Origin of the sequence: Alishewanella agri BL06 (assembly GCF_000272005.1) — a bacterium.
Classification (GTDB): domain Bacteria; phylum Pseudomonadota; class Gammaproteobacteria; order Enterobacterales; family Alteromonadaceae; genus Alishewanella; species Alishewanella agri.
On record NZ_AKKU01000025.1, the window covers coordinates 167,726 to 183,192 of the forward strand.

A 15,467-nucleotide genomic window follows, 5' to 3' on the forward strand; every position below is an offset into this window, starting at 1 on the left:
AATATGTTGTAACCAAAGGGCAGCAGTTAGCCAAACTATGCAAGCACGCTTTAGTACTGAGGAAATTTTCCGGCAATTAGCCGATGTGTTAACACAGAGCGGCTATCCGGATTTTTTACCCACCTTGGTACAGCGATTAGCCGAAATTCTTAACGTTGAATACTGCCTGATTGCTGAAGCCACAGCGACCTCAACCGAAGCCCGCACCATAGCGCTGTGGGGCCAGGGTCAACTGCTCGACAATATCACCTATCCGCTAAAAGGCACGCCCTGCGAAACCGTGCCGGAGCGCGAGCCTTGTGTTTATGCACAGGGCGTTTGTCAGGTATTTCCGGATGATGTGCTGCTGGTTGACCTGAAGGTCGAAAGCTATCTTGGTATGCCGATTTTAAACACCAGTGGTCAGAAGCTGGGTATTCTGAGCATAATGGCGACCAAACCACTACAAATGCCGGAAATCGGCCGCGAAGTGCTGCGGATTGCGGCAGCCCAAGTGGGTGCAGAGCTCGAGCGCACGCAGAGCGAACGCTTTATCCGGAAATTGACCTATCGCGATAACGTCACACAACTGCCTAACCGGGCGCATTTGCTGGAAAAACTGCAAAACTGGCCGAAAGCTGATGTCTCGAAAGCTGCACTGGGTCTGGCGTTAATTGATATCAGCCGTTTTAAAGAACTGAATGATCTGTTTAGCTTTAAAGTCGGCGATGAGTTATTAGCGGCCGTAGCCGGCCGCTTGCGCCAGGATTTACCAGAGAGCTGTTATCTGGCGCGCTATTCTGCCGATCAATTTGCGCTGCTCAGCCCGGTGTATTCTGTGCGGGAGCTGGAGCAATTATGCCGGCAGGTACAAAAGCTGTTTATGTGGCCCTTTCATTGTGCCGGTAAGGATTTTGCGCTGCATGTAAATTTGGGTTGTGCCCTGGTTGCCAGCGATGAATTAAATGGTCCGGAATTGCTGCGGTTTGCCAGCATTGCGCTGGCCGAGGCGAAGAGCAGTGGTGGTGGGCTGAAAGTATTCGAGCCGTCGATGAGCCAGGCACTGAGTCAGCGGCAAATCGTGCTGGAGCGCTTTATGCTGGCGCTACGCAGTGGCAAACTCAGTTTGCACTATCAGCCGCAGATCGATTTAGCCAGTTGTCTGCTTTCCGGCGCCGAGGCGCTGTGTCGCTGGTATGATGAGGAATGGGGGTGGGTGCGGCCGGATACCTTTATTCCGCTGGCGGAAGAACGCGGCCTGATGCCGGAGCTGGGAAACTGGGTAATGCAAACCGCCTGCCGGCAACTGAATTTATGGCAGCAAAGAGGTTATCGTTTACCCGGACGCCTATCAGTTAACGTTTCGGCCCGGCAATTGGATAATGAACAACTGGTCAGTGATTTTGCGACTTGCAGTAGTGGTATTACACCTACTCAGATAGAACTGGAAGTCACCGAATCGTTGATTATGCAAAATGCGGAGCGTTCGCTGCGACAAATGGCCGAGTTAGAAGCCATGGGTTTCAGCTGGGCCATTGATGATTTTGGCACCGGCTATTCTTCGCTGGCTTATCTGACCCGTTTTCGTGCCTCCACGCTAAAGATTGACCGAGCCTTTATCAATAATATCCCCGGTGATCACCATCATAATATGGTGGTAAAAACCATTCTGGCGATGGCAAAAAGTCTGGATATGCTGACCATTGCCGAAGGGGTGGAAACGGCAGAGCAGGCGGCTTATCTGTTGCAGCTCGGCTGTGCCCGGGCGCAGGGCTACCATTTTGGTAAGCCGGTACCGGCCGATGAGTTTGCTGAGCGTTGGTTAAAGCCGCTGGCAGTAAAATCCTGAGCTCCAAGATCCTAAGCCTAAATCCTGATAACTTTCTAAGTGTAGTGTTAAAGCGCACTACTCTGGCTACAGAGCTGTTGCAGTACCGGCAAGGCCGGATGGGCGTTGTCACTGCGATAGGCCAGGGCAATGGTGCGCTCCAGCTGCAGGCCGGCAATGGGTTTTAACGCCACATCACTACGCTCTAGCAAGTTGTCAAAATCCGGTACCAGCGCACAACCCACCCCGGCCGATACCAGGCCCAAGGCATATTCTATGGTTTGAATATCAGCACGGATCGCCGGCTGAATATTGCGCCGGCTTAGCTGCGGGTACAGTAAATCCCAGGCATCACAGGGCGTGCGTTTAATCAGTGGCAGGTCCTGAAAATCGTCCAGTGTCAACTGCGATTGCAGGCTGAGCGGCCAGGCCGGTGGCAGTGCCAATAAATAGCGGTCCCGCCAGATCGGTTGTAATACTTCCCCCCCTTGTTGCTGCGCCGGGGTAATAATCCGCGCATCGCAAGGCGCATCCGGCTCGACCAGGTGCAGTTCCAGCCCCGGCACTTGCTGGCTAAACTCACGCAGCAGTGCACTCATCCGCTCGACGCCTAGGGCGCGAATTAAACCGAGGCGAAAACGTACCTTGGCAGCCGGGGCCTGAAACGAGGCTTTTAGCGAGGCCAGCTGAGCCAGTAATTTACCGGCATGGCCATATAGCTTATCGCCTTCCTCTGTTGGGGTAACCCCTTTGGGCAGGCGCAGAAATAAACTCACTCCCAGCTCCTGCTCTAACTGCAACAGGGCCGCCGATAACGAGGGTTGGGCGACACAGCATTGGCGCGCCGCGGCGCTGATGCTGCGCTGCTCATAGACCGCAACAAAGTATTTGAGTTGGCGAATATCCATAGTTAAAAGCTATAGCATCTACAGAATTAATATATTTTAACTTTATATCAGGCCGCAGTAGAGTGAGCAACAGAGTAAGACGTTTTGGCGTTAACTGTCGGTTATTACAGCGAATGTCAGGCGTTTCCCATGACATAATGAGGTGTAAGATGGCGCGTCCACAATTTGACTGGCAAGATCCGTTTCAATTTTCCCAACTGTTAACCGAAGAAGAGCGGCTGATCCGTAATACCGCCCATCAGTATTGTCAGGAGCGTTTACAACCCCGGGTGTTAATGGCCAACCGCGAAGAGCATTTTCACCGTGAAATTATGAATGAGCTCGGCGAACTGGGTTTGCTTGGCGCGACCTTACCGGAAAAATATGGCTGCTCAGCGGTTAACTACGTCAGCTATGGCCTGGTCGCGCGCGAAGTGGAGCGGGTTGATAGCGGTTATCGCAGCGCCATGAGTGTGCAATCCTCGCTGGTGATGCATCCGATCCATGAATACGGTACCGAAGCACAGCGCCTGAAATATCTGCCCAGGCTGGCGACCGGTGAGTGGGTAGGCTGCTTTGGTTTAACCGAACCGGATGCCGGCTCCGATCCGGCCAGTATGCGCACTACCGCCAAACGGATTGACGGCGGTTATCTGCTTAACGGCAGCAAGATGTGGATCACTAATAGCCCGATCGCCGATGTGTTTGTAGTATGGGCTAAGCTGGACGGTGAAATTCGCGGCTTTGTGCTGGAAAAAGGTATGACGGGTTTGTCGGCACCAAAAATTGACGGCAAGTTCTCACTGCGCGCCTCCATTACCGGTGAAATTGTGATGGATAATGTCGCCGTGCCGGAAGACGCCTTACTACCTAATGTCAGTGGCCTGAAGGGCCCCTTTGGCTGTCTGAATAAAGCCCGTTACGGCATAGCCTGGGGGGCGTTGGGTGCGGCCGAGTTCTGCTGGCATGCGGCGCGGCAATATACGCTGGATCGGATCCAGTTTGGTCGGCCGCTGGCGCAAACCCAATTGGTACAAAAGAAACTGGCTGATATGCAAACCGAAATTAGCATTGGCTTACTTGCTTGCTTACAGGCCGGCCGCTTAATGGATGCCGGTTTGCTGCCACCCGAAACCATTTCGCTGATTAAACGTAATTCCTGTGGCAAAGCACTGGAGATTGCCCGTATCGCCCGCGATATGCACGGTGGTAATGGTATTGCCGATGAATATCATGTTATTCGCCATGTGATGAACCTGGAAGCGGTGAATACCTACGAAGGTACCCATGATGTGCATGCGCTGATCCTGGGCCGTGCCCAGACCGGCTTGCAAGCCTTTAGCTAAGCCGGAGGCCAGCATGACCGAAGCCTTGCACCCCTGGTTGCAGGGGTTTTTGGCGCGCATCGAACAAGGCGCCTTACCCACACCACACTGGCCGGACAGCCTGAGCGATAGCGATCTGTACCGGCTGTGGCACAGTCAGCTTTGTAGCCGGTTACTGGATTTACAGTCACGCTTACTGCAGGCCAAGGGCCAAAGTTTTTATACCATTGGCAGTGCTGGCCATGAGGCTAATGCTGCGGTGGCCGCTGCGCTGCGCCTGAGCGATCCGGCATTTTTACATTACCGCAGCGGCGCCTTTTTTATTGAGCGTAGCAAGCAGTTATCCGGTAGCACGCCGCTGTACGATATGTTGTTGTCGTTCTGCGCTTCCAGTGAAGATCCGATCTCAGGCGGCCGGCATAAAGTGCTGGGTAGCCTGGCACTGAATATTCCGCCGCAAACCAGTACCATTGCTTCGCAATTACCAAAAGCGGTCGGCACGGCCTTTGCCATTGATCTTAGTAAGCGGCTTGGCCAGCCCGGTAACTGGCCGGAAGATGCGATAGTGGTCTGTAGCTTTGGTGATGCTTCGGCCAACCACTCGACGGCACAGGGCGCCATTAACTCAGCCTGTTGGGCGGCCTATCAGCATGTGCCGCTGCCGATTTTGCTGGTCTGTGAAGACAATGGCCTGGGGATTTCCACCCCGACACCGCAAGGCTGGATCGAGCAAAGCCTGGCTGAGCGGCCAGAGCTGCGCTACTTTGCTGCTGATGGCAGTGATTTAGCCGAAACACTGCGCGTCGCCAAGGCGGCCGCACACTATGTCCGCAGCAAACGCGCACCGGCACTGCTGCATCTATCGACGGTACGCTTATTTGGTCACGCCGGCGCCGATGCAGAAGTGGCCTATCGCAGCAAACAGCAAATTGACAGCGAGCTGGAGCAGGACCCGTTATTAGCCAGCAGCGGTATGCTACTCAGTCGCGGCACCTTATCGCAGGCTGCACTGTTACAAAGTGTGCAGCAGCTGGCGGCGCAAATTGCCCGCGTGGCTGCCGTGGCCAGTAGCCGGCCCAAACTGACCAGCGCGGCCGCTGTGATGGCCTCGATTGCGCCGAATTATCCCGCTTTATCGACACCGCCGTTGCCGCTGCCAGCTGTGCGACAGGCGTTATTTGCCTTTGACCAGCATAACCTGGGTAAAGGCCAGCATTTAGCCAAGCTGTTAAACTGGGCGCTGCACGATCTCTTTGCGCAATATCCACAAACCCTGCTATTTGGCGAAGATGTCGGCAAAAAAGGCGGCGTTTATGGCGTATCGCAGCATTTGGTCCATGCTTTTGGCGCCAACAGAGTGATTAATACCTTGCTCGATGAGCAAAGTATTCTCGGGCTGGCGATTGGACTGGCGCAGCAGGGCTTTTTGCCTATTCCGGAAATTCAGTTTCTGGCCTATGTGCATAATGCCGAGGATCAGATCCGTGGTGAAGCGGCAACGCTGCCGTTTTTCTCCAATGGCCAGTACCATAATGCGATGGTGATCCGTATAGCGGGTCTGGCCTATCAGCGCGGCTTTGGTGGCCACTTTCACAATGATAATTCCTTTGCGGTGTTTCGCGATATTCCGGGCATTATTCTGCTCTGTCCGTCTAACGGTGCTGATGCGGTGTTGCTATTACGCCAGGCGGTTGAGCTGGCCTATCAGCAAAAGCGGCTGGTGATCCTGCTCGAGCCGATCGCGCTCTATATGACGCGGGATCTGCTACACCCTGGCGATGGCTTATGGCTTTGTCAGTACCCAGAGCCGGAGCAACCGTTGCCAGCGCTCGGCGAGCCGGCGGTTTATGGCGAGGGTGAGCAGCTGGCGGTCATTAGCTACGCTAATGGTTATTATTTAAGTCGCCAGGCGTTAGCGGAATTGCCGCAGCAGGCAGCGGACATCCGCTTACTTGACCTGCGCTGTCTGGTGCCGCTGCATATCGATGCCATTATTCAGGCGCTGGGCCCTTGTCGCAAAATTCTGCTGGTGGATGAATGCCGCCGTCGCGGTTCACTCAGCGAAGAACTGTTTACACTGCTGCATGAAGCGCGGCCCGGGTTTTATCAGATCCAGCGTATTACCGCTGAAGACAGCTTTATTCCACTGGGGGCGGCCGCCTATCAGGTGCTGCCATCGAAAGCGCAAATCAGCAGTGCCATGCAGCAGTTACTGACTGCGGAGGTATTAGTATGAGTGGTAAAAAAACCGCCGTCGTCGTTTGCCCCGGTCGTGGCAGCTATAACCGCACTGAGCTGGGCTATCTGAAGCAGGTCGCCGCCGACCGTAGCTGGCTTAAGCAATTTGATACTGTGCGGGAGCAGCTCGGGTTAAGCACGGTAACGGCACTGGATCAGGCGCCGGCCTTTAGTAGTCGCGAGCATTTAAAAGCCGAGAATGCGGCAGCACTGATTTATAGCTGTGGCATCGCCGATTTTGCGGCCATTGATCGCGAACAGGTAAAGATCGTGGCGGTAACCGGCAATTCGATGGGTTGGTATACTGCGCTCGGCTGTGCCGGTGTCTGGCAGGGCGACAGTCAGATGCAGCTGGTCACCGGTATGGCGCAGCTGACGGCGGAGGCGGCCGGGGCGCAGTTTATCTATCCGCTGGTTAATAGCGACTGGCAGCCCGATGCCGTAAAGCAACGCGCCGTAGCAGAGCAGCTATGGCAACATCAGGGTGCGCTCTTTATGTCGATTGTGTATGGTGGTTACGCGGTACTGGCGGGGGCGCAGCAGGCTGTGCAAGCCGCGATGCAGGCCCTGCCGCCCTGTGATGAGCGTTTTCCGCTATTGTTACCCGGCCATGCCGCCTTTCATAGCCCACTAATGCAGCCGGCCTCAGATCAGGCGATGAGTCGTTTTTCTGAGCAACTGTTTCACCCGCCGCAACTCCCGCTGATTGATGGCCGCGGCCAGATTTGGCCTGCCGGTTTAGCCCAGGCCACGGCACTAAAAGCCTATACCCTTGGCGATCAGGTCTGTCAAACCTATCACTTTAGTAAGGCTATCGAGGTAGCAGTAAAAGAGTTTGCGCCGGACCATCTGATCTTACTCGGCCCTGGCAGCAGCCTCGGTGGCGCCGTCGCACAAAGTCTGATTGCGGTTAACTGGCACAACTGGCAAAGCAAAGCCGATTTTAGTCAGGCGCAGCAGGCAGCATCCCCCTTTGTACTTAGTATGGGGCTACCGGAGCAGCGCCGCCAGGTAGGTTAATTCACCAAAACGTCGTACAGCGGGTCAGCAGACTCGCTGCTACACTTTATCCCATGTCTGACGCCATTAAACGCATGCCAGAATTTTTGCGCTTGATAACATACAGTCGTGTATGTATATTGTTAGGCAAGGTAGGATTGGCAAAGTCCGCCTGACATAATTTCTTCAATCTTCAGGGGCAAGCATGCAGCAATTTCAAGTTATTCTGCGCAAGAGCAGCGTTTTCGCGATCCTAATCGGGCTGTTAAGTGGCTGCAGTGAACCGGCTCCGCAAGCGCAAGCCGCGCCGGGTTTACCGGAAGTCGGGGTCTATCAAATCCAGTCTCAGTCGTTAGCACTGGTCACCGAATTACCCGGCCGGACCACCGATTTCAGACAGGCAGAAATCCGGCCGCAGGTCAGCGGTATTTTGCAAAAACGGCATTTTACTGAAGGCCAGCAGGTGACTGCCGGTGAACTGTTATATCAGATAGACCCGGCGCCTTATCAGGCGGCACTCGCCACCGCGGAGGCTAATTTAAGCCGGGCACAGGCGGCAGCAACCAACGCTGAGCAGCGTCTGAAGCGGTTACAAGGTCTGATAGCGTCGCAAGTGGTCAGCCAGCAAGATGTTGACGATGCCCGCGCCACCTTACTGCAAGCCGAAGCGGAAGTGCAAGCTGCTGCGGCACAGCGGCAGGTCGCTCGCATCAATTTGGATTACACCCGCATTAGCGCACCCATCGCCGGTCAGATTGGCCGTTCAATGGTCACCGAAGGTGCACTGTTAACAGCGAATCAGGGCGAAGTATTAGCCACTATCCGGCAACTTGATCCTATCTACGTTGATTTAACGCAATCCAGTAGCGAATTGCTGCAATTACGGCGGCAATTAACCGGTACGCAGCAACAGGCTGTCAGCGTCAAGTTGGCGCTGGAAGATGGCAGTCAGTATCCGGCTGCGGGTGAGTTACAGTTCTCAGAAGCCAGTGTTGATCCCAGCACCGGTATGGTGACTTTAAGGGCGGTGTTCCCGAATCCGGATAGGCTGTTATTACCTGGTATGTTTGTCCGTGCCAGTCTGGCGCAGGCTGAACAGTCCAATGTTGTACTGGTACCACAAGCCGCAGTACAGCGTTTGCCGAAAGGCGCGACTCAGGTCCTGGTGGTGAATAACGAGCAACAGGTTGAAGCCCGGCAAATCACGCTCGGTCGCAGTTATCAACAGTACTGGGTAGTACAGGATGGGCTGGCCGCGGGTGAACGGGTAATCGTTGCCGGCCTGCAAAAAGTGCAGCCGGGTGCTCAGGTTAATGCTGTAGCAGTACAGGAGTAACAGATGGCGAATTTCTTTATCAGCCGGCCGATTTTTGCCTGGGTTATCGCCATCGTTATTATGCTGGCCGGTGCCTTGTCGATTATGCAGCTGCCGGTAGAGCAATACCCGCGTATTGCGCCGCCTGCGGTCACGATTTCTGCCAGCTATCCAGGTGCTTCGGCACAAACAGCAGAAGATGCGGTGACCCAGGTCATCGAGCAGTCGATGACCGGTTTAGATAACCTGATGTATATGTCGGCGCAAAGTGATTCGTCCGGCAATATCAGTTTAACCCTGACCTTTGAAACCGGCACCAACGCCGATATCGCGCAGGTGCAGGTACAAAACAAGTTACAGCAGGCCATTCCGTTACTGCCACAGGAAGTACAGCAACAAGGGGTGCGGGTCGCTAAATCCAATGGTGCCTTCTTGATGGTAGTCGCCTTTATCTCGGCTGACGGCAGTTTAAGCCGCGATGATATTGCCGACTATGTGGTAGCGAACGTGCGGGATCCGCTCAGCCGTACCCCGGGCGTCGGTAATGTCACGGTGTTTGGTAGTCAGTATGCGATGCGGATTTGGCTCGATGCTGCCAAATTAAACCAGTTTAATCTGACGCCGGCCGATGTTACGGCGGCGGTTAGGGTGCAGAATAATCAGGTCACCGCCGGTCAGTTAGGCGGCGCACCGGCATTGCCCGGTCAGCAGTTTAATGCGCCGATACTGGCGCAAACCCGCTTAACCTCAGCCGAAGAATTTGCCGATATTCTGCTGCGGGTTAATGCCGACGGTTCCACCGTAAAATTGGCTGATGTAGCCCGGGTTGAGCTAGGCGGGGAAAACTACTCCATTATGGGCCGTTTTAACGGTCAGGAAGCGACCGGTATTGCGATTGAGTTAGCGACTGGTGCTAATGCTCTGGATACGGCAGCGGCAGTACGGCAGCGGTTGGAAGAGTTAAAACCTTACTTTCCGGCAGGTCTGGCGACGGAAATTCCGTATGACACCACGCCCTTTGTCGAAATCTCGATTACCTCAGTGGTACAAACGCTGATTGAAGCGGTGATCCTGGTATTCCTGGTGATGTATCTGTTCTTGCAGAATTTCCGCGCGACCCTGATCCCAACCCTGGCAGTGCCAGTGGTGTTACTGGGTACCTTTGGCGTGATGGCTGCCTTTGGCTTTTCGATTAATACCCTGACGATGTTTGGTATGGTACTGGCCATAGGTTTATTGGTTGACGATGCGATCGTGGTGGTGGAAAACGTTGAGCGGGTAATGACCGAAGAAGGTTTGCCACCGGAGGAAGCAACCCGTAAGTCGATGGGGCAGATCACCGGTGCACTGATTGGTATAGGTCTGGTGTTGTCGGCTGTCTTTGTACCGATGGCATTCTTTGGTGGCGCGACCGGTGCCATCTATAAACAGTTCTCCATCACTATCGTGACAGCGATGGCGCTGTCGGTGCTGGTAGCATTAATTTTTACTCCAGCGCTATGTGCCACCATGTTGAAAGCCGGTCATGCACCATCTAACAAGGGCTTCTTCGGTTGGTTTAACCGTAACTTCGATCGCAGCAATAAAGGCTATCAGCGCGGTGTGGCTGCCATGTTAAAGCGGCCCGGCCGCTCCATGCTAGTGTACGGAGCTATTGTTGCCATTATGGCGGTGATGTTTATACGGCTGCCTACCTCGTTTCTGCCGGAAGAAGACCAGGGTATTTTCTTGTCGATCGTACAATTACCTGCTGGCGCCAGTTTAGAGCGCACTGAAGCGGTCATGGACAAAATCAGTGCCCACTATCAGCAGGATCCGGCAGTCATTTCAGCGTTCACCGTTAGTGGCTTTAGCTTCGCTGGCCGTGGGCAGAATGTCGGTTTGGCTTTTGTGCGGCTGAAAGATTGGTCAGAGCGTGGTCCGGAGGACAGCGTGCAGGCGGTGATTGGCCGGGCCTATGGTTTCTTTAGTACGATTAAAGAAGCGCAGGTATTTGCCTTTAACCTGCCACCTATTGCCGAACTGGGACGGGCAACCGGCTTTAACCTGTACCTGCAGGACCGTGGTGGCTTTGGCCATGAAGCCCTGCTTAACGCCCGTAATCAGTTATTGGGCATGGCGGCACAGGAACCGACATTAATGCAGGTGCGGCCCAATGGTATGGAAGATGCTGCTCAGCTAAAAATTGAGGTGGATCAGCTAAAAGCTCAGGCACTGGGGGTATCCTTAAGCGAAATTAACCAGACACTGGCCATTGGCTGGGGCTCGGCTTATATCAATGATTTCGTTGATCGCGGCCGGGTAAAAAAGGTTTATGTGCAGGCTGAACCGGAGTTCCGGATGACACCAGAAGATCTGAACAAATGGTATGTGCGCAATAATAGCGGCGAGATGGTGAATTTCAGCTCCTTTGCCAGCAGTCGCTGGGAATATGGGCCCTTGCGCTTAGAGCGCTATAACGGCGTAGGTGCGATGGAAATTCAGGGTGAGCCGGCGCCGGGCGTGAGCTCGGGTGATGCGATGGCGACGATGGAGCGTTTGGTCAGTCAGTTACCTGCCGGTATCGATTTTGAGTGGACGGCAACCTCATATCAGGAAAAGCTGTCCGGCTCGCAGGCGCCGGCGCTGTATGCACTGTCTATTTTGGTGGTCTTCCTCTGTCTGGCCGCACTGTATGAGAGCTGGTCGGTACCTTTTGCCGTGATCTTAGTGGTACCGCTGGGGATTTTCGGCGCCCTCTGTGCCGCCTATATGCGTGGCCTGGGTAATGATGTCTATTTCCAGGTGGGGTTGCTGACCACCATGGGGCTGGCATCGAAAAACGCCATTCTGATTGTCGAGTTTGCCCGCGAGTTGCAGCAGCAGGGGCGTGAGTTAACTGCCGCCATTATCGAAGCGGTTCGCTTACGGTTGCGGCCGATTATTATGACATCAATGGCATTCTCATTAGGGGTGTTGCCACTGGTGATCAGTAGCGGTGCCGGTTCGGCCAGCCGTAATGCGATTGGTACCGGGGTATTAGGCGGGATGATCTCGGCAACAGTACTGGCGGTGTTTTTAGTGCCAATTTTCTACTATGTGGTGATGCGGTTCTTTGCTGCGAAACCAAAAGTGGCGTAAGCCACTTTTGGTAAAGGTTGTACCTTTTGCCAGTCTGTTAACTTCGGTTTCAGACTGGCTTTTTTATGCCGTTTAACATCAAATCGATATAGGCTGCGGCTTGCTGCAAATCGCAAAAATCAGGTTTCAGTAAGTATTTACGGATCAAACCACCCAGATACGCATGAATAGCGCAGGCTGCCTGATCCGGCTCTACGCCAGCTTGCAGCGTACCGGCAGCGCGGGCACGTTGCAGGGCCCGACTGATAATGTCATTGGCCGTTTTATCCAGCTCTTCCTGCCGTGAAACCGCCGGGTTAAGTTCGTCAATATATTCACAGCGCAGAAAGACAATCGACAGCACCCGGAAGTGCCGTTCACTGCTGGTGATCAGGATTAAGGATTGAATTAGAAAATCCCGCAATTGCGCCAAAGGGTCGGCTTGCTGCTCGCTATCCAGCTGGCCGAGCATTTGCTGAAATGGCAGGCGGATCCGATCTAACATGGCGCTAAACAGCGCCGATTTGTTATCAAAATGCCAGTAAATGGCGCCCCGGGTGACCCCCGCGGCAACGGCAATTTTTTCCAGCGTGGTGCGTGATACACCGTACTGAAAAAACATCTGCTCAGCTGCATCCAGGATCTGTTCTCGGGTCGCCTCGGCTTCTGCTTTCGTTTTTCGTGCCATCCGGGTTACCGGTTATTCAAGGTCTGGGCAGTGTAGCACGCTCTTGCAACTGACACTACGATCTGAAATATCATGCTAAGCCAGAGTTAAATCATCAAAAATCCGGTCAAGACAAAGGCTAGCAAGGCCAGAACGCCACAAAACAGCGCATAGGGCAGCTGAGTTTTCACATGCTCCAGCAGATCACAGCCCGCTGCGACCGAGCTTACCGCAGTACTATCAGAAATTGGCGAGCAGTGATCGCCAAAAATACCACCGCTAAGGATGGCTGCCAGCACCAGTTGTGGCGGTAAGTCGAGTAGCGTCACCATCGGCATACCAATGGGTACCAGAATCGCAAAAGTACCCCAACTGGTACCGGTGGTAACAGAGATCAGCGAACCCGCCAAAAACAGCAGTGCCGGGATTAAAAAATGCGGCACGTTTTGATCGACGATGCCGGCAATCACGGCACCGGTGCCCAGCACTTTTAAGCTGGTGCCCAGTGCCATCGACAGCAGCACTATAGTCACCACCGGTAATAATTCCGAGATACCTTTAAAGCCAATATTGACCAGTTGCTGGTGCTGAAAACGCCGGCTAAACAGCATCATACTGTAGGCAACCAGACAAGCGAGTACAGTGGCATACAGCACGGATTTTGAACCTGATCCCTGCACCAGATTGCCGTTACCGGTCATCAACATAAAGGCAACCATCGAAAACACCAGTGTCAGTAGCGGTACCAGCATATAAGACGGATGGCTGGCCGGGGTATCAATTTCAGTATGATCAGCCAACCGGTTTTGCTGTTGTTCGGCACGGCGTAAGGGGCCATAGACCTTACCGCTAATAATGGTGTACAGCACCACGGCCAGCGTGAAGAGGGCATAGAAGTTCAGTGGAATGGTGCCGAGCAGCACCGACACTGCAGGTACGGATAATTCGTAGGTGCTAAGCAGTCCCAGCACATAAGCGCCCCAGCCATTAAGCAGAATAATAATGCAGATCGGCGAACTGGTACTATCGATGATATAGGCCAGCCGCGCCCGGCTCATGCCGAATTTATCGAACAGACCGCGGGTACTGATGCCTTTAGTCAGCGAGCTTAAATTCGATTCAATAAAGGTAAAAAAGCTGATGCCAAAGGTTAGCAAGCCAGCCTGACGCCCGGTGCGGGCGACGCCTTTGCGGACCAGTAAATCGACCATGGCCGTCACGCCACCGGAGTAACGCAGATAGGCCAGTAAGCCCCCCACCAACAATGAGAACATCAGAATGCGGGCATTGCCGGCGTCGGCGGTGACCTCAATAATTCGCTCCAACGTCTGGATACTGCCGTTTAACAATAAACTAGCGCCCAGTCCCTGACCTTGCTGGATAAAGATCAATAATTCAGCGGTACAAAGCGATAACAATAACGCCAGGATCACTTCCTTGCGCCACAGTACGACAGCAATAGCGACTATTGCCGGTAACAGGGTGAGCCAGTCTGTCACGGGATTCTCCATTAGGTTCGGTCTGCCTTATTTGTCAGGGTGCTGAGCCGATAACAGGCTTGCCGCCGTAGCAATAGCAGTTTCTTCTGTTAAGATTTTATACAGGGGAAACGACAGCGCTGCAAGGCTTGTCGGAGTGACATTTTCTAGTGTCTTTACAACCTTTTGTATTTGTGTCTGAATAAGTATTGCAGCAGCAAGGGGTTTTTTATGAATAAATTTATACTAATCTTACTTTGGCTGGGGAGTATGATGTTGGCACAGGCAACGACCATAGAAAATTATCAACCCTACTTGCAGCCCGGCCTGGATAAAGCACGGCTGCAACTTGCCGATATTGAACCCTTAATTAAACAGTATGCGGCGGATCCGGCACTCAAGGTAACCGAGTTAGGGCGCTCGGTGGAAAATCGCCCTATCTATCTGCTGCAACTGGGACAAGGCGAGAAGCGCGTGATGGCCTGGTCACAAATGCACGGTGATGAACATACCGCGACAGCGGCCCTATTCGACTTTCTTAACTACACATTAGCGCCTGAGCAGCAAGCCTGGCGCGAGCAGTGGTTCTCTGAGATTACGCTTTATATCGTGCCGATGTTAAACCCGGATGGTGCTGCCCGTAATAGCCGGGTTAATGCCCAGGGCATAGATATCAATCGTGATGCGCTGGCGCTGCAAAGCCCGGAGGGCCGTCTGCTGATGCAACTGGCACGTCGAATTCAGCCGCACTATGGCTTTAATTTACATGATCAAAACCGTTTTCATGCTGCCGGTGATGCCCCCAATCCTGCGACCATATCCTTACTGGCACCGGCTTATAACGCGGCGCGGGAAATTAACGACAGCCGTCGTCGTGCAATGCAGCTAATCGCGCACGTTAAACCCTGGCTCGATCGGCAGATCCCTGACCATCTTGGCCGTTATAACGACAGCTGGTCGCCACGCTCCTTCGGCGATACCTTCGCCGGTATGGGTATCAGCACTGTTCTGGTAGAAGCGGGTGGCCATCGCAATGATGACAATCGTCAGGTCGCCAGACGCCTGAACTTTCAACTCTATGTTGCCTGGATCAACGCCATTGTCAGCGGCAGTTATCGTGACGCCGCGCTGAGTGATTACGAGGCGATTCCGTTTAATAACAGTGGCGGCTTAAAAGATCTGATTTTAAGCAAGTTACAAGTCAGGGTGGCGGATACTGAGGCGACATTGGATATCGGCGTAAACTTTCATACCGAAGGCGACCGCTATGCGCGGATCCACGAGTTGGGCGATCTGACCGGGTATGGCGCTTATCATCAGTTTGATGTCAGTGGTCTACGCTATCAACAGGGGCGGGCTTATCCGTTAACTGAAGCGCTACTACTGGATGACCAGCGCTACCAGCAGTTGTTACGGCTCGGTTATACCCACTTTAGTGGTGACGCCAAGTTGTTGCAGCGCCAGACTAATCTGCCGGTACTGGTTAATCCGCTGCGCCCGACGCAAAGTTCGCCGCAACTGCGCCAGGGGGCCACCTTTTTACTGGTGAATGCTCAGGGCGAGGTGATTCAGGTACTGTTAAACGGCCAGCTGCTAGACTTAGCCAGGTTAGAGGTACTTAATCCTCTGGGAACCTGAGACATAAGGAACTG

General features: G+C 53.7%; 10 protein-coding genes. 7 read left to right on the forward strand and 3 right to left on the reverse strand.

Going from position 1 to position 15,467, the window contains the following annotated elements:
* The first annotated feature begins 37 nt into the window (after positions 1 to 37).
* The gene (locus tag AGRI_RS13060) at positions 38 to 1,828 is read left to right on the forward strand and encodes a sensor domain-containing phosphodiesterase (protein ID WP_008985377.1); all 1,791 of its coding nucleotides are present in this window, start codon (positions 38 to 40) and stop codon (positions 1,826 to 1,828) included.
* A 47-nt stretch (positions 1,829 to 1,875) separates the two neighbouring features.
* Here AGRI_RS13060 and AGRI_RS13065 read toward each other — a convergent pair whose 3' ends face one another.
* Entirely contained in the window at positions 1,876 to 2,715 is an 840-nt protein-coding gene (locus AGRI_RS13065; RefSeq protein WP_008985378.1) for a LysR family transcriptional regulator, read from the reverse strand.
* 149 nt (positions 2,716 to 2,864) lie between these two features.
* Here AGRI_RS13065 and AGRI_RS13070 point away from each other — a divergent pair, with 149 nt between their 5' ends.
* From AGRI_RS13070 to AGRI_RS13090, 5 genes are all read left to right on the forward strand, one after another.
* The gene (locus AGRI_RS13070; RefSeq protein ID WP_008985379.1) at positions 2,865 to 4,040 is read left to right on the forward strand and encodes an acyl-CoA dehydrogenase; all 1,176 of its coding nucleotides are present in this window, start codon (positions 2,865 to 2,867) and stop codon (positions 4,038 to 4,040) included.
* A 13-nt stretch (positions 4,041 to 4,053) separates the two neighbouring features.
* Positions 4,054 to 6,255: a thiamine pyrophosphate-dependent enzyme gene (locus AGRI_RS13075; protein ID WP_008985380.1), complete on the forward strand. Its 2,202-nt coding sequence runs from the start codon at positions 4,054 to 4,056 to the stop codon at positions 6,253 to 6,255.
* Positions 6,252 to 7,277, forward strand: a complete 1,026-nt coding sequence (locus AGRI_RS13080) for a malonyl CoA-ACP transacylase (RefSeq protein WP_008985381.1) — start codon at positions 6,252 to 6,254, stop codon at positions 7,275 to 7,277. The genes AGRI_RS13075 and AGRI_RS13080 overlap by 4 nt, the downstream gene beginning before the upstream one ends.
* A 184-nt stretch (positions 7,278 to 7,461) precedes the next feature.
* Positions 7,462 to 8,592 (forward strand): efflux RND transporter periplasmic adaptor subunit, encoded by a 1,131-nt coding sequence (locus AGRI_RS13085; RefSeq protein ID WP_008985382.1) that lies wholly within the window; start codon positions 7,462 to 7,464, stop codon positions 8,590 to 8,592.
* A 3-nt stretch (positions 8,593 to 8,595) separates the two neighbouring features.
* Complete coding sequence (locus AGRI_RS13090; RefSeq protein WP_008985383.1) at positions 8,596 to 11,691, forward strand: efflux RND transporter permease subunit; 3,096 nt, start codon at positions 8,596 to 8,598, stop codon at positions 11,689 to 11,691.
* Between the two features lie 49 nt (positions 11,692 to 11,740).
* Here AGRI_RS13090 and AGRI_RS13095 read toward each other — a convergent pair whose 3' ends face one another.
* Together AGRI_RS13095 and AGRI_RS13100 are read right to left on the reverse strand one after the other, a co-directional pair.
* Positions 11,741 to 12,358 carry a TetR family transcriptional regulator gene (locus AGRI_RS13095; RefSeq protein ID WP_008985384.1) on the reverse strand — a complete coding sequence of 206 codons (618 nt, stop codon included), beginning with the start codon at positions 12,356 to 12,358 and terminating at the stop codon, positions 11,741 to 11,743.
* A gap of 86 nt (positions 12,359 to 12,444) precedes the next feature.
* Positions 12,445 to 13,836: a Na+/H+ antiporter NhaC family protein gene (locus tag AGRI_RS13100; protein ID WP_008985385.1), complete on the reverse strand. Its 1,392-nt coding sequence runs from the start codon at positions 13,834 to 13,836 to the stop codon at positions 12,445 to 12,447.
* 210 nt (positions 13,837 to 14,046) lie between these two features.
* On the opposite strand from AGRI_RS13100, the gene AGRI_RS13105 reads away from it, so the two are divergent.
* Positions 14,047 to 15,453, forward strand: a complete 1,407-nt coding sequence (locus tag AGRI_RS13105; protein ID WP_008985386.1) for a M14 family zinc carboxypeptidase — start codon at positions 14,047 to 14,049, stop codon at positions 15,451 to 15,453.
* Positions 15,454 to 15,467 lie beyond the last annotated feature (14 nt).